Origin of the sequence: Rhizobium sp. 9140 (assembly GCF_900067135.1) — a bacterium.
Lineage (GTDB): Bacteria > Pseudomonadota > Alphaproteobacteria > Rhizobiales > Rhizobiaceae > Ferranicluibacter.
In genome coordinates this window covers 542,365-568,956 of record NZ_FJUR01000001.1, presented here as the reverse complement: position 1 = coordinate 568,956, position 26,592 = coordinate 542,365, and the positions used below count along the sequence as shown (strand labels likewise).

Below are 26,592 nucleotides of genomic sequence, written 5' to 3'. Positions count from 1 at the left end.
AGCAGGCCGGACCTTACGGGGGGGAATTCGGCATGCGCGCGACACTTCGGGTCTCCCTGGGTCTTTTAATTCTGCTCGGTTCGGTGATTCCGACCGCAGCCGCCGGCGGACGCACGGTCGTCACGACGAGAGATCACGACTATTTCGGCTTCGACCTGCGCACGGAGCAGAACCTGTCGCTCGCCGACTGCGAGAAGGTCTGCATCACGGATCGAAACTGCCGTGCCTTCACCTATAATCCCAAGGTGAAGTGGTGCTTCCTGAAGTCGGATTTCCACACGCTGAACACCTTCCCGGGTGCTGTCGCCGGCAGGATCGTGGATGCGGCGAGTGCCGGACCCGATATCGGCGCCGCGCTTTCGCTGCCGTTCCTCTCGGAGGAATTGGTAACCCAGGCGCGCGAGGCCAAGCGCGCGCTCACCGTGCCGGAGGATCGCGCGGACGCCGGTCGGGCGTCGCTGATTGCGCAGGCCGCCCGCGAGCGGCAGGAGGGTGCCAACGAGGCCTCCCTCCAGAGCCTCATGGCGGCGCTCGCCATCGATGCCGAGGACGGCCGCCTGTGGACGCAGGCCTCCCGCACGGCCAACCTCATCACCGGCAATGCGACCGTTGCCAACCAGTCGGCGCTTGCCGCCATCAATGGCTATGAGCTGTCGCGCACCGCCACCGACCGCGCCGACGCGCTGGCTATGCTGGCACAGGCGCTGGCCGCCACCGAAAGCTACCGCCCGGCGCTGGAGGCCTACAAGGCGAGCCTTGCGCTGGTCGAAAACCCGACGATACGGGCCGCTTTTGCCGATCTGCGCAGCAAGAACGGCTTCCGCGTGATTGGCAATACGGTGGAGGCGGAAGCCGTTTCGCCGCGCGCCTGCGTCCAGTTTTCCGAACCGCTCCAGCCGGGCGTCGATTACACGCCGTTCCTGACGTTGGATGGTGCCGCGCCGCAGGCGGTCGAGGCGAAGGATAGCCAGATCTGCGTCGAGGGCCTGTCGCACGGCCAGCGCTACAAGCTCGCTCTGCGCCCCGGTCTTCCCTCCTCCGTCGAGGAGCCGCTCGAAGCGGTTGTCGATCTCGATCTCTATATTCCCGACCGCCCTGCCATGGTTCGCTTTACCGGCGACAGCTTCGTGCTGCCGATGACGGCGCGCCGCGGCATTCCCCTCGTTTCGGTCAATACGACAAGCGCCAATCTGAAGCTCTACCGCGTCGGCGACCGCAACATCGCCCAGCTGCTGGCGAATTCGCAATTCCTCACCCAGCTCGACGGCTACAGCGCCGACCGCATTCGCGACGAAAGCGGCGAACTCGTCTGGCAGGGGACGATCGATCTCCAGACGGATCTCAACAAGGAGGTCGTCACCAGCTTTCCGGTGGATGAGGCGCTGCCGCAGCGCAAGCCCGGCGTCTATGTGCTGACGGCCGTCTCGGCGACCGGCGCCTCCAACGAGTGGGACAGCCGGGCCACGCAATGGTTTGTCGTCTCCGATATCGGCCTTTCGACCTTCGCCGGTACAGATGGCCTCAGCGTGTTCACCCGCTCGCTCTCGTCGGCACGCCCCTTGTCCGGTGTCGCGCTGGAACTCATCGCCAAAAACAACGAGATACTGGGCACCGCCACCACCGACGCCGATGGCCGCGCAGTCTTTGCCGCCGGTCTCCTGCGCGGCGGGGATGCCACGCTGCCGGCCGTCATCGCGGCCCGCGCCGGCACCGACGATTATGTCTTCCTCGATATGACGCGCGCCGGCTTCGACCTGTCCGACCGCGGCGTCACCGGCCGCCCGGCGCCCGGCGCCGTCGATGTGCTCACCTGGACGGAGCGCGGCATTTATCGTGCCGGCGAGACGGTTCATGTGTCGGCGCTCGCCCGCGACCCCGCGGCGACGGCCGTTCCCGACCTGCCGCTCACCTTCGTCTTCCTGCGTCCCGATGGCGTGGAGGACCGGCGGATCGTATCGTCCGACAGCAAGCTTGGCGGCTATACGCTCGACATGGCGCTGCAACCGAACGCCATGCGTGGCACCTGGACGGTGCAGGTCTTCACGGATCCCAAGGCGAAGGCGATCAGCGAGAAGCCGTTTCAGGTGGATGATTTCGTACCGGACCGCATCGAATTCGACCTGAAGAGCACCGCGCAGGCCATCACGCCCGGTACCCCCGTGCCTGTGACCGTCGATGGACGCTTTCTCTATGGCGCGCCGGCTGCCGGCCTAGAACTCGAAGGCGACGTGCTCTTGAAGCCGACGCATGAAAGCGCCGATTATCCGGGCTACGTCTTCGGCCTTGCGGATGAGGAGAACACGGAGGACAGCCGCCAGACGCTCGACATGCTGGCGCCGCTCGATGCGGACGGCGAGGCTACCTTCGATGTCGATCTCTCCGACGTCCCGGCCACGACTCAGCTCGTCAACGCCACCATCGCCGTGCGGCTTCAGGAAGCCGGCGGACGGGCGGTGGAACGGAGGCTGGAACTGCCCGTGCGCCCTGAGACCGACCGGATTGGCATCAAGCCGAACTTCAGCGGCGCCTTGACCGAGAATTCGACCGGAACGTTTCATGTGATCGGCGTCGGGCCGGATGGCGCGCGCAAGGCGATGACGGGCCTGACCTGGAAGCTCATGAGCGTCGAGCGGCAGTACCAGTGGTATCGCGAAGGCACGGCATGGCGTTACGAGCCCATCCTCTCGACCAAGCTTCTAGCGAATGGCACGGTCGATGCCGGCGTCGATGGCGGCACGGTCAGCGTTCCCGTCACTTGGGGCCGCTACCGGCTGGAGGTCGCGGGTCCCGGCGGTGATCCCGTTTCGAGCGTCGAGTTCGATGCCGGCTTCTATGTTGCGGCAACCTCCACCGAGACGCCCGACGGGCTGGAAATCGCCCTCGACAAGGACAGCTACAAGGTCGGGGAAACCGCGACCCTCAATGTCTCGCCGCGATTTGCCGGCGAATTGCTTGTCACCGTCGGTTCCGAAAATTTGATCGCAACCAAGACCGTCTCCATTCCCGCGACCGGCGACAAGATCGCTTTGCCGATCACGGAGGCATTCGGTGCTGGGGCCTATGTCACGGCGACGCTTTATCGGCCGGGCGATGCGCAGGAAAGCCGCATGCCGATGCGCGCCATCGGCGTCAAATGGCTGTCTGTCGATCCCGCCGAGCGCAAGCTCGACGTATCCCTAACACTGCCGGACAAAACACTGCCGCGGCAGACGCTGAACATTCCTGTCACCGTTACAGGCGCCGGTGTTGGCGAGGAAGCCTACGTGACGCTTGCCGCCGTCGATGTCGGCATTCTCAACCTCACGCGCTACCAGGCGCTGGATCCCGATGGCTGGTACTATGGCCAACGCCGCCTCGGCCTCGAGATCCGCGATCTCTACGGCCGCCTGATCGATGGTTCGCTGGGCGCGACGGGGCGGCTTCGCACCGGCGGCGACGGCGGCGCCATGGCCTTGCAGGGCAGCCCCCCGACCGAGAAGCTCGTCGCCTTCTTTTCCGGCCCGGTCAAGCTCGATGCCGAGGGCAAGGCCATCATCGGCTTCGACATTCCGCAGTTCAACGGCACCGCGCGCATCATGGCCGTGGCCTGGACGACCTCCGGTGTGGGGCATGCGAGCGCCGACGTGGTCATCCGCGATCCCGTCGTCGTCACAGCCAGCCTGCCGAAGTTCCTGGCGCCGGGCGATAGCGCCGAGCTGCGCCTCGACATCGCCAACACCGATGCACCGGCCGGCGATCTCACGATCACGATCACGGTCGAGGCCGATCCCTCCCTCTCCGTCGATACGGCTTCGCTCGCCCAAAGCTTTGCCATTCCGGCCGGCTCGAAAATCGACGTGACTCTGCCGCTGAAAGGCGTGCATCCGGGCGATGGGACGTTCACTGTCAAGATCGCTGGGGCCGATGGACTGTCGCTCGACCAGACGCTGTCGATCCCGGTGCGGCCCGCCTCGCTTCCGGTCACCACGCGACTGCCGGTGGCGTTGAAGTCCGGCGCGAGCCTTGTCGTGGACGCGGGCCTGCTTGCGGAAAGCCAGCTGCGCGGCGCGTTCGTCAGCCTCAGCGTCAGCCGGGCTGCCGCCTTCGATATTCCGGCGCTGCTGATGGTGCTCGACCGCTATCCCTATGGCTGCGCCGAGCAGACGACGAGCCGCGCTCTGCCGCTCCTCTACCTGAGCGAGCTCTCTGCCCAATCCGGTCTTCCCGAAGATGGGGATGTGCGAACACGGGTTCAGGACGCCATTCACCGCGTTCTCTCCTATCAGTCGTCGTCGGGCAGCTTCGGCCTGTGGGGTCCGGGTTCCGGCGATCTCTGGCTCGACAGCTACGTGACCGAGTTCCTGACCCGTGCCCGTGAAAAGAATTTCGACGTGCCGGAGCAGGCCATGGTGCAGGCGCTCGACAACCTGCAAAATTCGCTCTCCTACGATGTGAACGTGACCGAGCAGGGCAACGGCATCGCCTATGCGCTCTACGTTCTCGCGCGCAACCGCAAGGCCGCCATTAGCGACCTGCGCTATTACGTCGATACGAAGCTCGGCGAATTTTCGACGGCGCTTTCCAAGGGTCACCTTGCCGCAGCATTGTCGCTTTATGGCGATGCGAACCGGGCGGAGAGCGTGTTCTCGCAGGCGGCGACGATGTCCGAGGAGGCGAAGATCTCCGAACTCGCACGGTCGGATTACGGGTCCGCGCTTCGCGACGATGCGGCGGTGCTGACGCTTGCGGCCGAGAGCCGGCCGGTTCCCAGCATCATTCCGGCCCTTGCCAAGAAAGTCGCGGAGGCTTGGGACCGTACATCGACCACCAGCACGCAGGAGCAATTGTGGATGCTGCTCGCCGCCCGTGCGGTGTCGGGCGGAGACGAGGGCCTCGCTTTGACGGTGGACGGCGTGGCGTCCTCCGGCGCCTTTGCCGCCCGCAAGACCGGCGACGAGATCCTTGCCCGTCCCGTCACCATCGCCAATACCGGCAAGGACCCGGTGACGGCGACGGTGACGACGGTGGCAGCCCCGGCCTTCCCCCTGCCGGCCGGCGGCAACGGCTATGCCATCGAGCGGAGCTATTACACGCTCGACGGTGAACCGGCGAATGTCAGCCAAGCCCGGCAGAACGAGCGCTATGTCGTGGTGATCAAGGCCACCGATCTCAATCCCGGCCCGGCCCGCATCCTCATCACCGATCTTCTGCCGGCCGGTTTCGAGATCGACAATCCGACGCTGGTGGACAGCGCCAAGCTGTCGAATTTCGAGTGGCTGGGCGAGATGCAAGCAGCTCACAGCGAGTTCCGCAGCGACCGCTTCGTTGCCGCCTTCGACCATGCCGCCGGCGATACGAACGAGATGACCGTTGCCTATGTCGTGCGCGCCGTCACACCCGGCACCTACGATCATCCCCCCGCGACCGTCGAGGATATGTACCGCCCGCAATTCTCTGCGCGCACGGCAACGGGCCGCATGGAGGTTCAGGCGGTCGAGTGATGCGTCCGTCGTTGCGCCCATCCGCCGTGTCCCGCGGTCTTGCCCGAACTCTCGCCGGCAGCGTTGTCGGCGGCGGCATTCTGCTTGGCCTTGGCATCGGCGCTCTGTTCGCCGTCGATGCGGCGGACCATGCCTATCCGCCGCCGCTCGCAGGCCCGGCGCTTACGACCTCGGCCGAGATGGTCGATCGCGATGGCCGGTTGCTGCGCGCGTTTGCGACCGCCGATGGCCGATGGCGGCTGAGGACCACGGCGCAGGATGTCGATCCGCAATTCGTGCGCATGCTGATCGCCTACGAAGACCGGCGCTTCGCCGAGCATGGCGGTATCGATATCCGCGCGCTCGCCCGTGCGGCCGTCCAGTTCGTCACCCATGGCCGCATCGTTTCGGGCGCCTCGACGCTTTCCATGCAGGTCGCGCGGCTGATCGAGCCGCGCGAAAGCCGCTCGATCGGCGCGAAGCTCCGGCAGATGGCCCGCGCCTGGCAGCTGGAGCGCCGGCTGACCAAGGCGCAGATTCTCGACCTCTACCTGACCCACGCGCCCTATGGCGGCAATCTGGAAGGCGTGCGCGCGGCAAGCCTGGCCTATTTCGGCAAGGAGCCGCGGCGGCTGACGGTCGCGGAGGCCGCCCTTCTGGTCGCCCTGCCGCAACTGCCCGAGCGCCGACGTCCCGACCGGCATCCAAAGGCGGCCGAAGCCGCGCGTGCCCGCGTGCTGGGGCGCGCTGCCGTTGCCGCGGTCATTGGGGAAGGTGAGGCGGAGCGGGCCGCTGTCACGCGTGTGCCAGAAAGCCGTCGTCCGCTGCCGACGCTCAGTCCGCACCTCGCCGAAACCGCACGTCGCAAGGCGCCGGCCGCACCCAAGCTTCATACCACGCTCGTCGCGCCTGTTCAGGCTGCGCTGGAGGCGGTGGCGAAGCGTGCCGCCGAGCGCGCCGGCCCGCGCATTTCGGTCGCCATGGTCATGGCGGACGCCGCGACCGGAGAAATTCTCGCGGAGGTAGGATCGGCGGATTACCTTGATTCGAGCCGAAAGGGCTGGATCGACATGACCCGCGTACCGCGCTCGCCGGGATCGACCCTGAAGCCGTTCATCTACGGATTGGCCTTCGAAGAGGGGCTGGTGTCGCAGGAAACGGTGATCGAAGACCGGCCGGCCGACTTCTTCGGCTACCGCCCGCGCAATTTCGACATGACCTACCAAGGCGACGTCACCATTCGCCAAGCGCTGCAACTGTCGCTCAACGTCCCGGCCATCCGACTTCTGGATGCGGTCGGCCCGTCCCGGCTGATGCTGCGCATGCGGCGCGCGGGCATCAGCGCTGTCCTGCCACCGCAGGAGACGCCGGGCCTCGCCATCGGGCTCGGCGGCCTCGGTGTGACGCTGCGCGATCTGGTGCAGCTCTATGCCGGGCTTGCCAATGAAGGCCGGCCCATGCGGCTCGGCGACGGTGTGGACCCGGTGCCCGAGGCCATCGCCGGCGAACCCATGCTGGACCCTGCCGCGACATGGCAGATTGCCGATATTCTCTCGGGCGTCCTGCCGCCCACCGGCAGCGCCCGTCGTGGGATCGCCTACAAGACGGGCACGAGCTACGGCTATCGCGATGCCTGGTCGGTCGGATATGACGGCCGGACGGTGCTCGGCGTCTGGGTCGGCCGCGCCGACAACGGTGCGGTGCCCGGCATCACCGGCTATGCGACGGCGGCGCCGATCCTGTTCGAGGCTTTTGCCAAATCGGGCATTGCAAGCGTGCCGCTGCCGCGCGCGCCGACCGGCGCCGTGCGTATCGCGGCACAAGACCTGCCGATCAGCCAGCGCCGCTTTTCCATGACGACGAGCGGCCTCCTGCGCGCCAACATCCGAGAAGCCGCACCGCAGATCGTTTATCCGCCGGAAGGCGCGCGCGTCGATCTCGGCAAGGATGTCGCCGGCGTGCCGCTGCCGCTGATGCTGAAACTTCAGGGTGGACGGGCACCGTTTCGCTGGCTGGCCAATGGCCGGCCGCTGGCGGATCTCACCCGGCGGCGCGTCAACCAGTGGGTGCCGGATGGGGCCGGCTATTCTACTCTGACCGTCATCGATGCCGCGGGCCAGGCCGCCAGCGTTCGCGTGTTCCTGCAATAGACCCGATCCAAGGCCGTCCGTAAGGTCGAAAACCCGAGCTTGTTGTCCTCTCAGTTCTTTTCGTCAAGCGCCTTCAAGACGCGTCGCAGCAGTTCGTCTTCCTCAAGGACTCCGTGACGATAGAGCGTGAGGACAAGAGCTGCGACAGGGTTGCTGGCATCGCTGTCCGGCGCGATTTTGCGCTTCTTGCGAGCAGCGTCATAGACGCGCTGACAGAGATCGACATGCTCGGGCAGCATGGGTTGGTTACGCCAAGGCATCGGTTCAGTCTCTTCTCTTTACGGTCGCCGGTCGGCGGCGGCCATTTCAGGTATTCGGGATATTGCTCAGATGAAAATAGGGCACTTCGAGAAAAAGTGTAAAACCTCATTTGGTCCGTTTTACGGAAAAACAATGGCTCCCGTAAAAAAAGGGAATGTGTAGAACACAAGAACTCTCCAAACGCGCGCAGCCTCTAAACGGGATGCGCCTTGAAGAGGTGGCGAAGAGTCCTGTGTTTTTACGAAGCTGCTCACGCTCCATACTACAACCTTCATGACATATTGAAATAGCCCGGAAAAACGTTACCTCACGAATGGAGGACAGCGCGTAGAGGCGGCGCCCTGACGAGTCGACCGATGCAAGGTTCGCGCCGTATTCAGGGACGAAGGTTTATGCCTCATTCGCCAACAGAGGCTGCTGCATGGCAGCCGGGAGCACGTCATGCTGGGTTCGTATGTTTTTCAGGAAGGCACTGTCATCACGCCGACGGAAATGGATATGCTCTTTCGCGTCTTCCAGCGCCTCTGCGATCATCGGCAGATCCCCAATACCGGCCCCAGGGCGGAAATCGAGGCTGCCTATCTTGTGGCGCTGTTCAGCGATGGCCTGAACACGGAAGAGCTTCTGTGGAGCGTGGTCGCCGCAGAGGCGTGAGACCGCCGCTGCAGGAAAACGTCCGCCGAACTGCGCCTATCCGCGATTGCTGTCGCAGAATCAGGCCGAAGACCCTCTCCGTGCTGCCGCTTTGATGGCCGCTTCCAGCCCATCCGCGTCATAGGGTTTGCGGAGCAGTACCGCATCCGGCGGCGAGCCTTCCGGTGCCCGGTCGTTACCCGTTGCAAAGACGATGACGAGTGCCGGGTTGATCGCCCGTGCTTTCGCGGCAAGTTCTGCGCCCGAGGCGTCGGGAAGGCCGAGATCGGTCACGAGCACATCGACCGATGCGCCGGCGAGCTTCTCCCTCGCCTCCTGCGCACTGCCCGCTTCGATGACGGCATGGCCGAAATTCTCGACGAGTTCCACGGTGTTGGCCCGGATCAGCGGATCGTCCTCGACGACGAGAACCGTCAGCGGTGCCGGCTCGGGCGCGCGCGTGAAGATCGGCGCAGGCAAGGCCGTGGTGTTCGGGGCGGGTGCGACAGTGCCGGCGACCCGCGTGTTCAAGGCGGAGCGCTGTTTCTGATTGGCAATGACATGGCGGATTTTCCGCGCCAGCGCCTCGCGGGTATAGGGCTTGGAGAGAAGCTCCACGCCTGCATCCAGCCGTCCGCCATGGACGATGGAGTTCTCCGTGTAGCCCGAGGTGAAGAGCACGGCGATATCCGGCAGGCGCTCTTTGGCCTTGCGCGCCATGTCAACGCTTTTCAGCGGTCCGGGCATGACGACGTCGGTAAACAGGAGGTCGATGGCGATGCCGCTTTCCACCACGCTGAGCGCATTCTGCGCATTGGTCGCCTTCAGCACGCCGTAGCCAAGATCATTCAGCATCTCCACGACCGTGTTGCGCACCTCGTCGTCGTCCTCCACCACGAGGATCATTTCCGTCCCGCCGACGACGGGTCCGGACTGGATCGTCACCTCGCGGTCTTCGCTGGCCGAGGCGCGCGGCAGGTAGAGCTTGACCGTCGTTCCGTGCCCGACCTCGCTGTAGATCTTCACATGGCCACCCGATTGCTTGACGAAGCCGTAAACCATCGACAGACCAAGGCCGCTGCCCTTGCCCTCGGCCTTGGTGGAGAAGAACGGCTCGAACACCTGCTCCAGCACCTCCGCGGCGATGCCCGATCCCGTATCGCTGACGGACAGCACGACATACTGGCCCGCCTCGACCTCGACATGATTGCGGACATAATCGTCGTCGAGATAGGCGTTGCCCACCTCGATCGTCAGCTTGCCGTTGCCCTCCATGGCGTCACGCGCGTTGATCGCGAGGTTCAGCACCGCGTTCTCGACCTGCACCGGATCGACGAACGTGTTCCACAGCCCGCCGGCGACGATGGTTTCCAACTCGATCGCCTCGCCGATGGAGCGCCGCAGCAGATCGTCCATGCCCGACATGAAGCGCCCGACATTGATGACCTTCGGCTCCAGCGCTTGCCTTCGGCCGAAGGCCAGAAGCTGGCTTGCGAGCTTGGCGCCGCGGCTGACGCCGGCGAGCGCGTTGGCGACCCGCCGCTCCGCCCGCTCGTTGCCGGCCACGTCCTTTGCAAGAAGCTGCAGATTGCCCGAGACGACCTGCAGCAGGTTATTGAAGTCATGGGCGACGCCGCCGGTGAGCTTGCCGATCGTCTCCATTTTCTGGGCCTGTTGCAGCGCCCGTTCCGCCTGCCGCCGCACGGCGATCTCTTCGCCGACGCGTGCCTCCAGCGTCTCGTTGAGCAGGCGCAGCTGCTCCTCGGCGCGCTGGCGGTGGCGAACCTGGCGCTCCAGATGCACCGCATGCCGGCGCAGTTCGTCCTCGGCCTGTCGTTGCTCGCTGATATCGGTGTGAACGCCGACCCACTCGGCAATGTCGCCCTGCGCGTCGAAGATGGGCACGCCGCGAATGGCAAACATCCGCCAGGCGCCATCATGACGGCGCACGCGATGCTCCCAGATGAACGTCCGCCGGTCGGCGACGGCAGCATTCCAGGCTTCAACCGTCGCCTGACGGTCGTCGGGATGCACCGCGTCCGCCCAGCCGTAATCCTGATAGACCTCGTAAGGCTGTCCGGTCAGTTCGGCCCAGCCCGGCTGCTGCCCGATCATCCGGCCATCGGCGCTGTTGGTCCAGAGCACGCCATGCACGGCGTGGACTGCGGCGCGAAACCGGTTATTACTGGCCAGAAGCTCCTTTTCGGCGCGCTTGCGGTCCTCGATGTCGATCAGCAGGATATAGATACCGTCAACCGTGCCGGCATCCGTCAGGCGCGGCATGTAGCGCACCTCGGCGGTCCGATGGTCGCCGCCCGGCCTGCGGATCACCGTATCCGTAATGACGGGCTCGCCGGCAAAGGCGCGCTCGAGATAGGAAATGCGTTTGCGATAATAGTCCTCGCCGATGATCTCGCGGATATGTCGGCCGATGACCGCGCTGGCCGGGTGGCCGAACCACTCGAGATAGCCCTTGTTGGCGAACCGGTAGATATGGTCGACATCAAGGAACCCGACGAGGATCGGCAGCGCGTCGCTGATCCGGCTGAGTTCCGCCTGGCTTTCGGCCAGCGCCCGCACGGCTCGCACCCGGTCAGTGTTTTCAAGTACGGTGCAGAGCACCCCATCGACACCGCCGTCGTCATCGTAGATCGGCGTATAGAACAGATCGAAGACGATCTCCTCCGGCTGCCCGTTCCGATGAAGCACCATGGGCTGGTCGCGAAAGCTCTGCACCTCGCCTTTGAAGCCGTTTTCCAGAATACGGTTGTTCCAGTCCCAGATTTCCGGCCAGACCTCCGGCACCTTTCCCCCGAGCGCCCGGGGGTGATAGCCTCCGGCGATCTCGCGATAGCCGTCATTGTAGATCATCACATGATCCGGACCCCACATCAGCACCTGCGGGATCGGCGAATTGATCAGGGAATTGACCTTGATTCGCAGATTGGCGGGCCAGGCGTCGATCGGGCCGAGCGATGTCGAGGCCCAGTCGAAATCCCGGATGCGCTGCCCGAGCTCGCCGCCGCCGAAAGGCCAAGTCGCCTTGCTGGAACCAATGCTCATGATGTTCGTATCTCGCGGGCTTTGCGTGATGGGTCGGGAATAACGTCACTCCTACTGTATTCTTCCCGGAATCGGAATCGTTTCGAGGGAAAAAACGGCGCGATTGATCAGACTGTTAGCGCTTCCCTACCGAAATGCGGATTGCAGAGCTTCGTGGCGAGCCTCGCCGATGTCGCGATACCTTTTGGCGGATCGACGGAACCGCATAGGCGAACCGTAGTTCGATGCTGCATCCATCCAAAAGGAGATCTACCCATGAAACGTATTCTCGCTGCCGTCACCGCGTCCCTTCTGCTTGCGACTGGCGTTCACGCCCAGTCGGCGGCCGAAAAATCCGGCATCAACAGCGTGGCCGGCATCGCGCCGAAGACGCAGGATTTCGTGCAGGAAGCTGCTGCCAGCGACATGTTCGAGATCGAGTCCAGCAAGCTCGCGGTCGAGCGCGGCGACGAGGCCACCAAGGCCTTCGCCCAGCAGATGATCACGGAGCACGAGAAAACCAACAGCGAACTGAAGAAAATGGTCGGCAACCTCAAGCTCAACCCGCCGCCTGCCAGCGCCATGTCATCGGCCCAGCAGGGCATGCTCGACGAACTGAAGGCGTTGCAGGGCGCCGATTTCAACGAGGAATATCACGACCAGCAGGTGACCGCCCATGAGAACGCCGTCGATCTGTTCAAGCGTTACGGCGAGGAAGGCGAGACGCCAGAACTGAAGGCATGGGCCGCCAAGACTCTGCCGGCGCTCCAGCATCATCTCGAAATGGCCCAGACCCTCGACAAGGATTGACCCTCGACAAGAACTGGCGGGCGCCGCGCAAGGCCGGGTTCTCCCGTCCGGCCCGCTGTCAATTCAATAGACGCGCGAGGCGGCTTCACCTCTGCCTCTCGCAACGCGTCGTTTCCTGTCGGATATTGAGCTGGCGAACGGAACCAATATTCGGCATCAGTGTTCTCTAAAGCTCGGTCCTTAGCCGCGCGATCAGCGGGTTTGGGAGAGACATGTGAGCACGAAAGCGACCGTTACCGCGCCTCTTCGCAAGGCGGACATCTATCCGCCGGTCGATCCCAACTCCCGTAACAAGCTCTCGGGCCATGTTTTGCTCATCCTGATCGGCGCGACCGTCGTTCTCAAGGTGGGGCAGGAGATCTTCGTTCCGCTGGCGCTGTCTCTTCTCCTCACCTTCACGCTCGCCCCGATCGTCTCTTTTCTGCGCCGCCGCTCGGTGCCGAAGATCGCCGCCGTGATGATCGCGGTCGCCTCGGCCTTTTGCGCCATCGCGCTCTTCAGCGTCGTTGTCGCATCGCAGGTATCGAACCTTGCTCAAAACATCCCGGCCTACCAGCGCAACATTGTCGTCAAGGTACAGACGCTGGCCCAGGCCGGGTCCGGCGATGGCATCATGAAGCACCTCAGCGGCATCGTGGAGCGGGTGGGCGAGGAGATCCAGACGCGGGCTGTCGAGAGCCAGGAAGATGCAGCGGCGGCTGTGCCGACATCGCGCGAGCCTATGCCGGTCGAGATCGTCACGCGCTCGAACCCCATCCAGACGCTCGGCAACTTCATCCTGCCGCTGATCAGCCCCTTTGCCACGGCGGGCCTCGTGATCGTGCTCGTCATCTTCATGCTGCTGGAGCGCGAGGATCTTCGCGACCGGTTCATCCGGCTGGTCGGCCTCAACGATCTTCATCGGACCACCGAGGCGCTTCAGGATGCCGGCAAGCGGGTCGGCAAATACCTGCTGATGCAATTGGTGGTGAATGCGCTCTACGCCTTTCCGATCACCATCGGCCTCTGGATCCTCGGTATTCCCAACGCCATCCTTTGGGGCCTTCTGACGCTGGTCCTGCGCTTCGTCCCCTACATCGGTCCTGTTATCGGCATGATCCTGCCACTGTTTCTGGCGCTGGCGATCGCTCCCGGCTGGTCGCTCGTGCTCTGGGTCGGCGCTCTGTTTCTCACGACCGAGCTTGTCAGCAACAATGTCGTCGAACCTTGGCTCTACGGGTCGCATACCGGCCTGTCGCCCCTCGCCATCATCATCTCCGCGATCTTCTGGTCCTGGCTCTGGGGACCGCTCGGGCTGATGCTGTCGACGCCGCTGACGGTCTGCCTCGTCGTCCTCGGCCGCTATGTTCCGCAGTTCAGCTTTCTCGACGTGCTGCTCGGCAACGAGCCCGTGTTGGAGCCGCATGAAAAGCTCTATCAGAGGCTTCTGGCGGGCGATCCCGATGAAGCAACGGCCAATGCGGAAGACTATCTGGAAGACGAATATCTGGTCGACTATTACGAAAAGGTCGGCATGCCCGCGCTCCTTCTCGGCGAGGTGGATCGGCAGCGTGGCGTGATGACGGATGCGCAGATCGAGCGCTTCTCGGGCAGCGTCCATTCGTTCGTCGATAACCTCTCGGAAATCGCCGACGAGGAGGAAAGCGAGGAGGAGGCTCTGAAGGAGGAGAAGACCGGCGAACATTCGGATGCTGCGGGCGACGACCTCGAACTGCCGGATGGCACCGGGCATTCGCTGCTCTGCATCGGTGGGCGTGGAGACATAGACGACGCGGCAGCCGCAATGCTGGCCCAGCTCCTTGAGATTCAGGGTGCCAATGCCACCAGCATCGCGCATTCCATCACCGATCTGCGCATGCTCAGGGATAGCGACACGATCGATACCGTGGTCTTCACGTTTCTCAACGGAAACTCCAAAACCCATGCCCGCAATCTCGTGCGCCGCCTGAAGCGCATGAAGCCCGGATTGCGCGTCGGCCTCTTCGTACCGCTGGCCAACGGCAAGGACCATCCGCGCATGACGCTGGAAGACACCAATGCCGACTTCATCACCCTGACGCTGGCTGAGACGGTTCGCCTGGCGCTGACCGAGACCGGCCCGGTGCCGCTGATGGCGATTACCCGCAAGCTCGGCCGGCCGCGTATTCGCTTGGCAAAGACAGCCTGACCTGAGATGGTGGGAACGACGATGCGTTACGGGGAAAGCCCGGCGCACCGAGCCGTGTTGCGGATATGTGCTTCCATTTCGCTGCGCGCCGCCGCCGCATCATTGTTGCGGAGCGCCGCAATGATCCGGCGATGCTCGGCGATCGAGTGGCGCATGCGCTCCGGGTCCGTGATGGGGATCGGCTGGCGCTGCGTTTCCGTTACCTGATCGCGCACCGTCTGATAGAGCGCCTTCAGCATGGCGTTCGAGCAGGCCGAAACGATCGTGCCGTGAAAGGCGAGGTCCGCCTCCACATTGGAGATGAGATCCTGCCGCGCCCAGCACTCCTCCATGGTCTGTGTCGCGGCCTCCATCCGGTCGAGCTGCAACTGCGTCAGGCGACCCGCCGACAGCCGCGCGATCTCGCCTTCGAGCAGAATCCGCGTCTGGAAAACGTCGAATACCGAGTAGCTGTCGGAATATCGCCATGGGGCCATATGGCCGGAGGCGCCATGCGCGCCTTCGGTGGCCGCGGCCACAAAGGTGCCTCGCCCGGCTTCGGTCTTCAAAAGGCCGAGCGTTTCCAGCGTCAGCAGTGCCTCGCGCAGGGATGCGCGGCTGACGCCCAGCGTCTGCGAGAACCCGCGCTGAGACGGGATTTTCTCGCCAGCCTTTAGCGTACCGTTCTGGATCATCGCCTGGATCTCGCGGGCGACCGATTGCGGGACGAGCGTCTTGTTTAACATGAAAATCCCACTCCGCACCTCAAGCACTTGGCGATAGGGGCTGACGCCCCATTCTTGCGCGGACATATCAACTCTTGCCGTATCCCGGTTCAAAATCCGAGAAACAAGTGTCCAATCTATTTTGTTCGCGGACATTGCCAAGCGGAAAGCATCGTGCTTCTTTGGCCTGACTGGTCTGACCAGTCAGGCCACTGTAGATTGAGTCATGTTCAAAAAACAAGGGGAACTCTCATGACACGAACGAACACTCTCAAAGCCACGCTTCTCGCCGGCGTCCTCGCGATCTTTGGCACGGCCGGTGCCTACGCCGCCGATCTTACGGTCGGTGCCAATATCGGCAACGTGCCGTGGGAATTCGAAGATGCGAGCGGCAAGGTGACGGGTTTCGAAGTCGATCTCGTCAACGAAGTCGCCAAGCGTCTCGGCAAGACGGTCGAATTTGTCAACACGCCGTTCAACGGCCTCTTCCCGGCGGTCCAGTCCGGCCGCATCAACATGGCGGTCTCCTCGATCACCATTACCGAGAAGCGCCTGGCGTCCGTCAGCTTCGCCCAGCCCTATTACGACAGCGACCAGTCGCTGACCGTCACCGCCGCCTCCGGCATCACCGGCCTCAAGGACATGGGCGAAAAGGTCGTCGGCGTCGATACAGGCTCCACCGGCGACATGTGGGCGGATGCGCACAAGACCGAATACAAGCTGGGCGAGATCCGTCGTTTCGAAGGGTTGCAGCCCGCCATGCTCGACCTCGTCGCCGGCCGCGTCGATGGCTACATCTCCGACATTCCGGCGCTGCTCTACTACGTCAAGGACAAGCCGGAGCTGAAGGTCGTCGAGCGGATTCCGACCGGCGAGAAATACTCGATCATGTTCAACAAGGGCGACCCGCTGGCAACGCAAGTCAACGATGTGATCACCACGCTCAAGGGCGAAGGTTTCATCGCCAAGCTTCACGAGACCTGGTTCGGCGCCAAGGCCGAGGAGACGACCTCGACCGTCGCCGTCATGGACATGCCCAAGGCCAAGTAAGCCGCAACCGCACCGGCAGGATTCTTGAAAGGTCCTGCCGGATGCCAGGGAGCCGTTTCGGCCATGAATCTTCTCAATACCTTCTTCAACATGCAGGTGCTGGCCGACAGTCTGCCGCAGCTGCTATGGGGTCTTGTGGTCACGCTGCAGATCGGCGTCACCAGCATTCTCTGCGGCCTTGCGGGTGGCCTGTTCCTCGCCATCGCGCGGCTCTATGCGCCGGCCTTCTTCAAGGGGCTGATCCGCATCTATATCGATATCTTCCGCTCGATCCCGCTGCTCGTTCTGCTGATCGTCATCTATTACGCGCTTCCCTTCGTCGGCATCCGGCTGTCGCCTTTCCTCTCCGCGGTCGCGGCCCTGTCGCTGGTATCGGCTGCCTATACGGCCGAAATCTTCCGCGCCGGCATCGAGGCCATTCCCCATGGCCAGTTCGAGGCGTCGGCCGCGCTCGGCCTCTCCAGCAGGCACACGATGGTCGATGTGATCCTGCCGCAGGCCGTCCGCATCGTCATTCCACCGCTCACCAACAATTGCATCAACGTCATGAAGGACACGGCGCTTGCCTCCGTCGTCGCCATGCCGGACCTTCTGAAACAGGCGACGCAGGCGCAGGCGCTCTCCGCCAACCCGACGCCGCTGATCGGTGCCGCCATCATCTATGTCCTGCTTCTCTGGCCGATGGTCGCCGTCGTCGCCCGCCTCGAAAAGCATTTCGCTCGGGGGAAACGCTGATGAGCACGCCCGTCTCCAAGTCCGCTCCGGCGATCATCTCCATCCGCGACCTCACCAAGGCCTACGGTACCTTCACGGTTCTCCATGGCATCGATCTCGATATCGCCGAGGGCGAGGTCGTCTGCGTCATAGGCCCGTCCGGCTCCGGCAAATCGACGCTGATCCGCTGCATCAATCATCTGGAGGCCTTTTCGCCGGACAGCTCGATCACGGTCGATGGCATCCGCGTTTCGACCGGCACGTCGCTGGCCAAGGTGCGCGCGGAGGTCGGCATGGTGTTCCAATCGTTCAATCTCTTTCCCCATATGACCGTGCTGAAGAACGTCATGCTCGCCCCCATGCGAGTGCGGGGTACGGCGAAGGTCGAGGCGGAGCGCAAGGCGCGCGATCTGCTCGCCCGCGTCGGCATCGCCGAACAAGCCGGGAAGTTCCCGGGCCAGCTGTCCGGCGGCCAGCAGCAGCGCGTGGCCATCGCCCGGGCGCTCGCCATGGAGCCGCGCGTGCTGCTTTTCGACGAGCCGACATCCTCGCTCGACCCGGAAATGGTGGGCGAGGTGCTGGACGTGATGCGCAACCTTGCCGGCACCGGCGTCACCATGATCATCGTCACGCACGAGATGGGCTTTGCCCGCCAGGTCGCCGACCGCGTCATCTTCATGGACAGCGGCCGGCTGGTGGAGGCCGGCACGCCGGCGCAGATCTTCGACAGCCCGCGGCAGGAGCGCACCCGCAGCTTCCTGCGCGCTGTCCTCAACCACTAACAAGAAACGATACGGAGGAAACACGAATGGCCACCATGCCGCCGCTCGATCTCGATTATGTGCGCAGCCAGTTCCCGGGGCTCGCCAAGGGCTGGGCCTTTTTCGACAATGCCGGGGGGTCGCAGATCCTCAAAGGCGCACTCGACCGCATCAATACGTTCCTGATCGACAAGAACGTGCAGATCGGCGGTTCCTACGACGTGTCTCAGGAAGCAGCCCGCGCGCTCTACGAAGCGCGCACGGCGGCCATGCATCTCGTCAATGCCGGCCGGCCGGAAGAAATCGTCTTCGGCAGCTCAACGACAGTGCTTCTTCAGAACCTTGCCCGCGCCATGCAGAGCCAGCTTTCACCGGGCGACGAGATCATCATCACAGTCAGCGATCACGAATCCAATATCGGTCCGTGGGACAGGCTGCAGGCGGCCGGCATACGCTTGAAGATCTGGCCGCTGAACACGGAAACGATGACGCTCGACCTCGACGACCTCGCGCCGCTGATGAGCGAGCGCACGAAGCTCGTCTGCGTCACCCACGTCTCCAACATCCTCGGCTCGGTCAATCCGATCCGCGAGATCGCCGACTTCGTGCATGCGCGCGGCGCCCGGATCTGCGTCGACGCCGTCGCCTATGCGCCACACCGCGCGGTGGACGTACAGGCCTTCGACGCCGACTATTACGTCTTCAGCCTCTACAAGACCTACGGTCCTCACTACGCGCTGATGTACGGCAAATACGATCTGCTGCTGGAGCTCGACACCCTCTACCACTACTTCTACGGCAAGGACAAAGTGCCGGGGAAGCTGGAGCCGGGCAACCCGAACTATGAACTTGCCTACGCCACCTGCGGCATCGTTGATTATCTCGTGACGCTCGGCGAGCAGGCCGGCGAGAGCGGCACGACCCGCCAGAAGATCGAGGCCGCCTTCTCGGCCATAACGGCACAGGAGAATGCGCTCGCCGAGCGGCTCCTCGTCTATCTTCGGGCGCGCAATGACTGCCGTATCGTCGGGCAGGCGACCAACCGCGACGATACGCGCGTGCCGACCATCGCCTTCCGCTTCGATGGCCGAGATGCAAGCGCGCTTTGCAAGGCGATGGACGCGGAGAAGATCGCCATGCGCTTCGGCGATTTCCACTCCCGCCGCCTTGCGGAATATCTCGGCCTCACCGACCATGGCGGCATGCTGCGCGTGTCGATGGTCCACTACAACACGCTGGAGGAGGTCGATCGCTTCACGGAAGCGCTTGACCGTATCCTTGCCGGTGACGCCGGGCTTGCAAAGGCCAGCTGAGCGGGCCGCACTGACCACAAGGAAGAAGGAGACGACGATGCGCTTCGATACGGTGATCCGCCACGGGACGGTGGTGACGGCGTCCGACACGTTCAAAAGCGATATCGGCATCCGCGACGGCCGCATCGCGGCCCTTGCGGCGGAGTTGACGGACGCCGACGAGATCATCGATGCGACCGGTCTCTTCGTTCTGCCCGGCGGTATCGACAGCCATGTGCATCTCGACCAGCCCTCCGGCGACGGGATCGTCATGGCCGACGATTTCGACAGCGGCACCCGCTCTGCCGCCATTGGCGGCAATACGACCGTCATGGCTTTCTGCATGCAGGAGAAGGGGCAGTCCCTGCGCGAGGCCCTGAAGATCTACCATGCGAAGGCTGAGGACAAATGCCATGTGGACGTCTCCTTCCACATGGTGATCACTGACCCGACGCCAGAGGTGCTGGGGCAGGAAGTGCCGGCGCTGGTCGAGGATGGTTATACCTCGATGAAGGTCTTCATGACGTATGAGGGCTTGCGACTGCGCGACGACGAGATCCTTGCCACCCTCGACACCGCGCGGCGCACCGGCGCGCTCGTCATGGTCCACTGCGAGAACGAGGATGCCATCCGCTACCTCATCGGCCGTCACGAGGAGGAGGGCAAGTTCGCCCCGAAATTCCATGCGACGACCCGACCTGTTGCGGCCGAGCGCGAGGCGACGCACCGCGCTCTGTCGCTTGCGGAAATCGTCGATGTGCCGATCGTCATCGTCCATGTTTCCAACCGCGAGGCGATGGAGGAAATCCGGCGTGCCCGCCAGCGCGGCCAGAAGATCGCAGGCGAAACCTGCCCGCAATATCTCATGCTGACGGCGGACGATCTCGATCAGGATGCGCTTGAGGGGGCGAAATACGTCTGCTCGCCGCCGCCGCGCGACAAAGCGAGCCAGGATGCCTGCTGGGAAGGCCTCGAACAGGGCGTCTTCGACCTCTTCTCCTCCGACCATTGCCCTTTCCGCTTCGATGACCCGGAGGGCAAGCTGAACGAGAAAGGCAAGCGTCATTTCCGCTGGATCCCGAACGGCATCCCAGGCGTCGCCACGCGCCTCCCGATCCTGTTTTCCGAAGGCGTCATGAAGGGTCGCATCGACCTCAACACCTTCGTCGCGGTCACGTCGACCAATCACGCGAAGCTCTATGGCCTCTACCCTCGCAAGGGTACCGTCGCCATAGGCTCGGATGCCGACCTCGCGCTCTGGGACCCGGAAAAGCAGACCACGCTGACCAATGACATCCTCCACCACGGTGCCGACTATACGCCCTATGAAGGTCTCGATATCCGGGGCTGGCCCGTCCGCGTGCTCCTGCGCGGCCGGACGATCGTCAAGGACGGTGAGCCTGCCGGGAGCGAAGCGCCGACAGGCGCCTATCTCCCGAGGGGCAGGTCGGCGCTGATCCGGTAGGAAGGCTGCCGGTAGGGACGGTGGCCCGCAGGCTCGCGTCGACCGCACGGGTGGGCAGGGCGACCAGGTGCCGTCCTGCCGCTCACGCCCCGTTGCGTGGCACGACGATCAGATCGGCTCAATGATCGCGGTTTGCGACAAAGGCCGCCGCGTCGATCAGCGTTTTCGCGGGGTCGCCGTAAGGTGCAAGGAGGGCGCTTGCCTCTGCGACCAGCCGCGCCAGTTCGGCTTCGGCCCAGTCGGTGCCGCGGCGGGCGACCAGCGTCGCCTTGCCGCGGGCTTCGTCCTTGCCGGTCGCCTTGCCCATAGTCTCGGCGTCGGCCGTGAGGTCGAGAAGGTCGTCGGCGAGCTGGAAGGCGCGGCCGATGCGTTCGCCGAACTGGCGCAGGTGCGCACGGTCTTCGGCAGGCGTGCCGGAGACGATGGCGCCGGCCTCGCAGGCAAACCGGATCAGCGCGCCGGTCTTCATGGCCTGCAGCGTGACAATGCCCTGTTCGTCTGGGGCTCTGGTTTCCGCTGCAAGATCGAGCGCCTGCCCGCCGGCCATGCCGCCGAGGCCCGAGGCGCGGGCAAGGGCCAGCACGAGCGCCGTCTTCACGGCATCCGGCAGTGCAGTCTCGGGTCCGGCCAGAATGTCGAAGGCAAGGGTCAGCAGGCTGTCGCCGGCAAGGATGGCATTCGCTTCGCCATAGGCGATGTGGACCGTCGGCTGGCCACGGCGCAGGTCGTCGTCGTCCATGGCCGGCAGATCGTCGTGGACGAGGGAATAGCAATGCACGCATTCAAGAGCGGCGGCGACCCGAATGGCGGCTTTGGCATCTCCGCCAAAAAGTGCCGTGCTCTCCATCACCAGAAAGGGGCGAAGCCGCTTGCCGCCGTTCAGCACGCCATGGCGCATGGCGGCGAGCAGTGCCGGCGGACGGGCGATCTCGTCGGGCGCGACCGTGGCGGTCAGGAGCGCTTCGAGGCAGGCCGTGACCTGGTCGGCACTCTCACGGAGCTTGATATCGAAGGTTTGGGCCGCTGCGTTCATGGCGGCTCTTTGGCATGCGCGTGCGGCGCGTTCAATAAATTTCACGGCGAAGGCCATCTCCACCGGGGACAGTGGTGAAAAGGACGTTCAAATCCGCCCGATCTTAGACTATGACGGAGGGTGCGGATGGGGCGACGGACGGATTGATCAGTCGGGACGATCAGAATTGGGATATCGTACCCGAACCACGTGAGCCAGAATCGCGGGGGTCAGACCTCCGTAAGCTCCCGGCCGACGCGCCACGGGAGCCTGATGCCGCGGAGGCTCGTGATGCCGGTCCTGAGCCACGGGCACGCGAGGTTCGCGCCGAAGAGGTATCCTTGCGCGACGATGCGCGGATGGATCCTGCGAGGCTGGAACCTGCACGGCTGGACGTTCGGGGGCCGGATATAGGTGGAGATGAGGAACTGCCGTCAAACGCCAAACGAGGCATGTTCGCGCAGATCAGGCGCCGGTGGCGTCAGCTTCTCGTCATCGCGGTCGTCCTCGTCCTGCTGCCCTACGCCCTGATCATCCTCTATTCGCCGAGTTTCGTTCATCCGGTGTCCTCTCTCATGCTGCGCGATCTCGCGCTTCTGCGCGGCTATGATCGGCAATGGGTGCCGTTCGAGAAGATTTCTCCCAATCTCGTCCAGTCGGTGATGATGTCGGAAGACGGGCAGTTCTGCATGCATGCCGGTGTCGACTGGGTGCAGATGCGCGGTGTCGTGGATGATGCGTTGGAGGGCGAGCAGACGCGTGGTGCGAGCACCATTCCCATGCAGACGGCGAAGAACCTGTTTCTCTGGAATGGCCGCTCCTTCGTGCGCAAGGCGATGGAGCTGCCGCTGGCACTGGCCGCCGATTTCGTCTGGACCAAGCGGCGGCTGATGGAGATCTACCTGAATATCGCCGAATGGGGACCGGGCATCTATGGCGCCGAGGCCGCCGCCCAGCATCATTTCGGGGTGTCCGCCTCCAAGCTGACGCGCCGGCAGGCAGCGCTTCTCGCGGTCTCCCTGCCCAATCCCATCGACCGCAATGCCGGCAAGCCCGGCCGTGGGCTGAAGCGCCTTGCCTCCATGATCGAGCGTCGGGCAGGGGCGTCGGGCGAATACATCAAGTGCCTTTATCCGTGAAATCACGCCTTTTGATTGGATGACCTGCCGGGGGTCTGCTCTAACGCCGGGACCGCCACCGGAGATCCAGCATGAGCGACCTCGTCCTTTACGTCGGCAACAAGAACTATTCCTCCTGGTCGCTGCGCCCATGGCTGGCTCTCAAGGGCTGCGGCATTCCCTTTACCGATGTCGTCATCCCCTTCGATTTTCCCAACGGCAATCCGCGTTTTCACGAGCTTTCGCCGACGGGCCGGGTTCCGGTGCTGCATCATGGTGCGGTTCGCGTGTGGGAATCGCTTGCGATCATCGAATATGCCGCCGAGCTTTTTCCGGAAGCCGGTCTCTGGCCTAGGGATCAGGCGGATCGCGCGATGGCACGCAGTATCTCGATGGAAATGCTGGCGGGGTTCCGTGCGCTTCGCGGGGCCTGTCCGATGAACATCCGCCGGCCGGTCGGCGCGATCGCCCTGCCGGAGGGGGTGATGGAGGATGTCGCGCGGATCGAGACCATCTGGGCGCAGGCGCTGGCCAAATCCGGCGGACCGTTCCTGTTCGGCCGGTTCACGGCTGCGGATGCGATGTTCGCGCCGGTCGTCAACCGGCTGGAGATCTACGCGCTGACGCAAGATCCGGTGTCGCTGGCCTATATGGCGGCCGTGAAGGCGCACCCCGCCTTTCTCGCGTGGCAGACGGATGCGCTGGCGGAGACCTGGATCGTGCCGGAAGACGAGGCCTGAGCGCCGCTTTGCGAAAGTTTGCAACGCCACGGCAAAAAAAACCTGTGGGGTCTGGCCAAGATGGCATCCTGCATGTATAAGCCCGGCCAATTCCGAGATTGAAACGCCTTCATCCCGGCCCGTTCAACGGTCCGCAGACTGGTGGTTTCCCCCGATACGTGGAGTGTTTGAAATGGCTGTTCCTAAGAGAAAAACGAGCCCGTCGAAGCGCGGCATGCGCCGTTCCGCAGACGCGCTGAAGACCCCGACCTACATCGAAGACAAGAACTCCGGTGAACTGCGTCGTCCGCATCACATCGACATGAAGACCGGCATGTATCGCGGTCGTCAGGTTCTGACGCCGAAGGCAAGCTGATCTTTCTCCGTCCGCAGACACGCCCTGGCGGTGCTCCGGACGGATGAACGAGACGACAAGAATGTGGAAAGGGCTGGCCATCGCGCCGGCCTTTTTCGCGTTTGCGATGGTGTCGGTATCCTGTCGGTCGGCTGGATATGGTGCCGGCTCGTCGGGATGGGGTGCCATGCCTGTGGCTTGCCCAATCCCTCGGCGGGGATCTACCAAAGCCTTGATTGCCTCACATCGCTGGTTCATACCCGGAGTGAAGGCCTCTCACGAAGGCCTGTCGATTTCGCCAGCCAGGAACCATGCCATGCTCGCCTCCATTCCGCTCCTCATTCTGCCGTTCGCGCTCTACAACCTCGCGATGACCGGTGCGCTCGGGGCAGGTGGCGTCGCCGTGTTCGAGCAGACCGTAACAAGCCTTGCAATGCTGTCCGGGGCGACATGGAGCATGAGCGTCGGCGATCTCCTGATCGTGGGAAGCCTTGTTCTCCTGTTCGTGGAAATCCTGAAAGCCACCCGCACGAGTTCCAAGACGCTTGTCGATCACATCCTGTCGATGGTGCTCTTCATCGTTTTCCTGATCGAGTTCCTGCTGGTGGCTGGAGCGGCGACAGACGTGTTCTTCATTCTGATAGCGATCAGTTTCATCGACGTCATCGCCGGCTTCACCATCTCGATGCGCACTGCCGGGCGGGATGTGTCGATCGGCCTCTGACGTCTCAAGGGGCATATCGTGACGGCAACCTCCAGGGCTGCCGTCCTTCCCGCCATGACGCGGGACCTCAGGTGAGATTTTCGAGCTTGCTCTGGAGCGCGCGCAGCTGCTCCTTCAGTTCGTCGATATCTTTGGCCTCGGCCTTGCGCGGTTCACGCGCCTGCGGAGCGGCTGCCATAAAAGGCGAGAACATCTGCATGGCCTGATGGAACATCTCGGTGTTGCGCTTCACCTGTTCCTCGACCAGTTGCAGCGGCACCTGAAGGTTCTTGCTCAAAGGCGTGTCGCCGAACGCCTTGCCGATCTGCTCGCGCATCTGCACCTGCTGGTCGGTGAAGGCCTGCATGGAATGTTCGAGGTAGCTCGGCACGACAGCCTGCATCTGGTCGCCGTAGAAGGCGATGAGCTGGCGCAGAAAGGAAATCGGCAGGAGCGTGTTGCCGGTCTTGCTTTCCTGCTCGAAGATGATCTGCGTCAGGACGGAGTGGGTGATGTCCTCACCGCTCTTGGCGTCCTGAACATTGAATTCCTCCCCCTTTTTGACCATGACCGCGAGATCGTCGAGCGTGACGTAGGTGCTCGTTCCCGTATTGTAGAGCCGCCGGTTCGCGTATTTCTTGATAACGATCTGACCGTCCTGCTTCGCCATCAGGGTCTCCTCCCCAAATTGCTGTTTTTATAGCATTTCATGAGGATATGCGGAAATCGCGCCATAAGACAATCTCTTTGTGCGGTGCAGTGATCACGCTCGCGTATCAACCTGCGGGTTTATCCACTTACACTTTGACTTGCGCGCGGACCTCGTTCAGTCTTGCCTCATGAAGGGGTCTCGCCAGCCGGATCCGAATGCATCACCAAGGAGGAGACCGTGATGAGCACACCATCCATCGTCATCGCAAGCGCGGGCCGTACCGCTGTCGGCGCGTTCAATGGGTCCTTTGCCAACACGCCGGCGCACGAGCTAGGCGCCGCCGTCATCAAGGGCGTGCTGGTGCGCGCGGGCCTTGAGGCGGCCGAGGTGGACGAGGTCATCCTCGGGCAGGTGCTTTCGGCAGGCGAAGGCCAGAACCCGGCGCGGCAGGCGGCCATGAAAGCGGGTGTGCCGCAGGAGAAGACAGCCTGGGGCATGAACCAGCTCTGCGGCTCCGGCCTGCGGGCGGTTGCGCTCGGCATGCAGCAGATCGCCACGGGTGACGCCTCGATCATCGTGGCCGGCGGCATGGAGTCCATGTCCATGGCGCCCCATTGCGCGCATCTGCGCTCGGGCGTGAAGATGGGCGACTTCAAGATGGTCGACACCATGATCAAGGACGGCCTGACGGACGCGTTTCATGGCTACCACATGGGTGTCACGGCCGAGAACATCGCCAAGAAATGGCAGCTGTCGCGGGACGATCAGGACCAGTTCGCACTCGGCTCGCAGAACAAGGCGGAAGCCGCCCAGAAAGCTGGCCGTTTCACCGACGAGATCATTCCCTTCGTCGTTTCCACGCGCAAGGGCGACGTAACGGTGGATAGTGACGAGTATATCCGCCACGGCGCGACGATCGAGAGCATGGCGAAGCTGCGTCCGGCCTTCGACAAGGAGGGCACCGTGACCGCCGCCAATGCGTCCGGCCTCAACGACGGGGCTGCGGCAACGCTGCTGATGAGCGAGCAGGAGGCCGTACGCCGCGGGATCACGCCGCTGGCCCGGATCGCCTCCTGGGCAACGGCGGGCGTCGATCCGCAGATCATGGGGACCGGCCCCATTCCGGCATCGCGCAAGGCGCTGGAAAAGGCCGGCTGGTCCGCATCCGACCTCGACCTCGTGGAAGCCAACGAAGCCTTTGCCGCGCAGGCCTGCGCCGTCAACAAGGATCTCGGCTGGGATACGTCGATCGTGAATGTCAACGGCGGAGCGATCGCCATCGGCCACCCGATCGGCGCCTCGGGCGCGCGCATTCTCAACACGCTGCTGTTCGAGATGAAGCGCCGCGGCGCCAAGCGCGGCCTCGCAACGCTCTGCATCGGCGGCGGCATGGGCATCGCGCTCTGCGTCGAGGGTCTCTAGAGGAGGACCTTTCATGGAGGCCGACGCCGAGCCGGCCTTTTCAGTTTCACCAGCGTTGGCCGGGACGACATCATACGCCTTGAAGAAAAGAACGATTGAGGGA

The 26,592-nt window shown here is 63.7% G+C and carries 20 protein-coding genes; 15 read left to right on the top strand and 5 right to left on the bottom strand.

Going from position 1 to position 26,592, the window contains the following annotated elements; genetic code table 11:
• The first annotated feature begins 32 nt into the window (after positions 1-32).
• A complete protein-coding gene (locus GA0004734_RS02610) occupies positions 33-5,480 on the top strand; it encodes an alpha-2-macroglobulin family protein (protein WP_092930946.1) in 5,448 nt (1,815 codons plus the stop codon).
• On the top strand, positions 5,480-7,609 hold the full coding sequence (gene pbpC / locus GA0004734_RS02605; RefSeq protein WP_092930944.1) for a penicillin-binding protein 1C: 2,130 nt from the start codon (positions 5,480-5,482) through the stop codon (positions 7,607-7,609). Before GA0004734_RS02610 ends, pbpC begins: the two co-directional genes overlap by 1 nt.
• Positions 7,610-7,659: 50 nt before the next feature.
• Here pbpC and GA0004734_RS02600 read toward each other — a convergent pair whose 3' ends face one another.
• The gene (locus GA0004734_RS02600; protein ID WP_139056220.1) at positions 7,660-7,869 is read right to left on the bottom strand and encodes a hypothetical protein; all 210 of its coding nucleotides are present in this window, start codon (positions 7,867-7,869) and stop codon (positions 7,660-7,662) included.
• A 442-nt stretch (positions 7,870-8,311) separates the two neighbouring features.
• Between GA0004734_RS02600 and GA0004734_RS02595 the strand changes: the two genes are divergently transcribed.
• Positions 8,312-8,524 carry a hypothetical protein gene (locus GA0004734_RS02595; protein ID WP_092930940.1) on the top strand — a complete coding sequence of 71 codons (213 nt, stop codon included), beginning with the start codon at positions 8,312-8,314 and terminating at the stop codon, positions 8,522-8,524.
• A gap of 60 nt (positions 8,525-8,584) precedes the next feature.
• Here GA0004734_RS02595 and GA0004734_RS02590 read toward each other — a convergent pair whose 3' ends face one another.
• A complete protein-coding gene (locus GA0004734_RS02590) occupies positions 8,585-11,566 on the bottom strand; it encodes a PAS domain-containing protein (RefSeq protein ID WP_092930938.1) in 2,982 nt (993 codons plus the stop codon).
• Positions 11,567-11,821: 255 nt separating this feature from the next.
• Here GA0004734_RS02590 and GA0004734_RS02585 point away from each other — a divergent pair, with 255 nt between their 5' ends.
• Entirely contained in the window at positions 11,822-12,355 is a 534-nt protein-coding gene (locus GA0004734_RS02585; protein ID WP_092930936.1) for a DUF4142 domain-containing protein, read from the top strand.
• Between the two features lie 310 nt (positions 12,356-12,665).
• Positions 12,666-14,522, top strand: coding sequence for an AI-2E family transporter (locus GA0004734_RS02580; protein ID WP_245292467.1), 1,857 nt, complete (start codon positions 12,666-12,668; stop codon positions 14,520-14,522).
• A 26-nt stretch (positions 14,523-14,548) separates the two neighbouring features.
• Here GA0004734_RS02580 and GA0004734_RS02575 read toward each other — a convergent pair whose 3' ends face one another.
• Positions 14,549-15,247, bottom strand: coding sequence for a FadR/GntR family transcriptional regulator (locus tag GA0004734_RS02575; protein ID WP_092930932.1), 699 nt, complete (start codon positions 15,245-15,247; stop codon positions 14,549-14,551).
• Positions 15,248-15,478: 231 nt separating this feature from the next.
• On the opposite strand from GA0004734_RS02575, the gene GA0004734_RS02570 reads away from it, so the two are divergent.
• The 5 genes from GA0004734_RS02570 (at position 15,479) to hydA (ending at position 20,508) form a co-directional block, all read left to right on the top strand.
• Complete coding sequence (locus tag GA0004734_RS02570; protein ID WP_092930930.1) at positions 15,479-16,276, top strand: transporter substrate-binding domain-containing protein; 798 nt, start codon at positions 15,479-15,481, stop codon at positions 16,274-16,276.
• Positions 16,277-16,339: 63 nt separating this feature from the next.
• On the top strand, positions 16,340-17,011 hold the full coding sequence (locus GA0004734_RS02565) for an amino acid ABC transporter permease (RefSeq protein ID WP_092930928.1): 672 nt from the start codon (positions 16,340-16,342) through the stop codon (positions 17,009-17,011).
• The gene (locus GA0004734_RS02560; RefSeq protein WP_092930926.1) at positions 17,011-17,772 is read left to right on the top strand and encodes an amino acid ABC transporter ATP-binding protein; all 762 of its coding nucleotides are present in this window, start codon (positions 17,011-17,013) and stop codon (positions 17,770-17,772) included. The genes GA0004734_RS02565 and GA0004734_RS02560 overlap by 1 nt, the downstream gene beginning before the upstream one ends.
• A gap of 26 nt (positions 17,773-17,798) precedes the next feature.
• On the top strand, positions 17,799-19,064 hold the full coding sequence (locus GA0004734_RS02555; RefSeq protein ID WP_092930924.1) for a cysteine desulfurase-like protein: 1,266 nt from the start codon (positions 17,799-17,801) through the stop codon (positions 19,062-19,064).
• 37 nt (positions 19,065-19,101) lie between these two features.
• Positions 19,102-20,508 carry a dihydropyrimidinase gene (gene hydA / locus GA0004734_RS02550; RefSeq protein ID WP_092930922.1) on the top strand — a complete coding sequence of 469 codons (1,407 nt, stop codon included), beginning with the start codon at positions 19,102-19,104 and terminating at the stop codon, positions 20,506-20,508.
• A 118-nt stretch (positions 20,509-20,626) separates the two neighbouring features.
• Here the strand turns inward: hydA and GA0004734_RS02545 are convergent, their stop codons facing one another.
• Entirely contained in the window at positions 20,627-21,541 is a 915-nt protein-coding gene (locus GA0004734_RS02545) for a polyprenyl synthetase family protein (protein WP_092935807.1), read from the bottom strand.
• Positions 21,542-21,972: 431 nt separating this feature from the next.
• Here GA0004734_RS02545 and mtgA point away from each other — a divergent pair, with 431 nt between their 5' ends.
• The 4 genes from mtgA to GA0004734_RS02525 all read left to right on the top strand — a co-directional run bounded on the left by mtgA (position 21,973) and on the right by GA0004734_RS02525 (position 24,436).
• Positions 21,973-22,659 (top strand): monofunctional biosynthetic peptidoglycan transglycosylase, encoded by a 687-nt coding sequence (mtgA, locus tag GA0004734_RS02540; RefSeq protein ID WP_175386192.1) that lies wholly within the window; start codon positions 21,973-21,975, stop codon positions 22,657-22,659.
• 71 nt (positions 22,660-22,730) lie between these two features.
• Positions 22,731-23,378: a glutathione S-transferase family protein gene (locus GA0004734_RS02535; protein ID WP_092930919.1), complete on the top strand. Its 648-nt coding sequence runs from the start codon at positions 22,731-22,733 to the stop codon at positions 23,376-23,378.
• 172 nt (positions 23,379-23,550) lie between these two features.
• Positions 23,551-23,733, top strand: a complete 183-nt coding sequence (rpmF, locus tag GA0004734_RS02530; RefSeq protein ID WP_062477634.1) for a 50S ribosomal protein L32 — start codon at positions 23,551-23,553, stop codon at positions 23,731-23,733.
• A 295-nt stretch (positions 23,734-24,028) separates the two neighbouring features.
• Positions 24,029-24,436, top strand: a complete 408-nt coding sequence (locus GA0004734_RS02525) for a hypothetical protein (protein WP_092930917.1) — start codon at positions 24,029-24,031, stop codon at positions 24,434-24,436.
• Positions 24,437-24,503: 67 nt separating this feature from the next.
• Here the strand turns inward: GA0004734_RS02525 and phaR are convergent, their stop codons facing one another.
• On the bottom strand, positions 24,504-25,085 hold the full coding sequence (phaR, locus tag GA0004734_RS02520) for a polyhydroxyalkanoate synthesis repressor PhaR (RefSeq protein ID WP_092930915.1): 582 nt from the start codon (positions 25,083-25,085) through the stop codon (positions 24,504-24,506).
• Between the two features lie 222 nt (positions 25,086-25,307).
• Here phaR and GA0004734_RS02515 point away from each other — a divergent pair, with 222 nt between their 5' ends.
• Positions 25,308-26,489 (top strand): acetyl-CoA C-acetyltransferase, encoded by a 1,182-nt coding sequence (locus GA0004734_RS02515; protein WP_092930913.1) that lies wholly within the window; start codon positions 25,308-25,310, stop codon positions 26,487-26,489.
• Positions 26,490-26,592 lie beyond the last annotated feature (103 nt).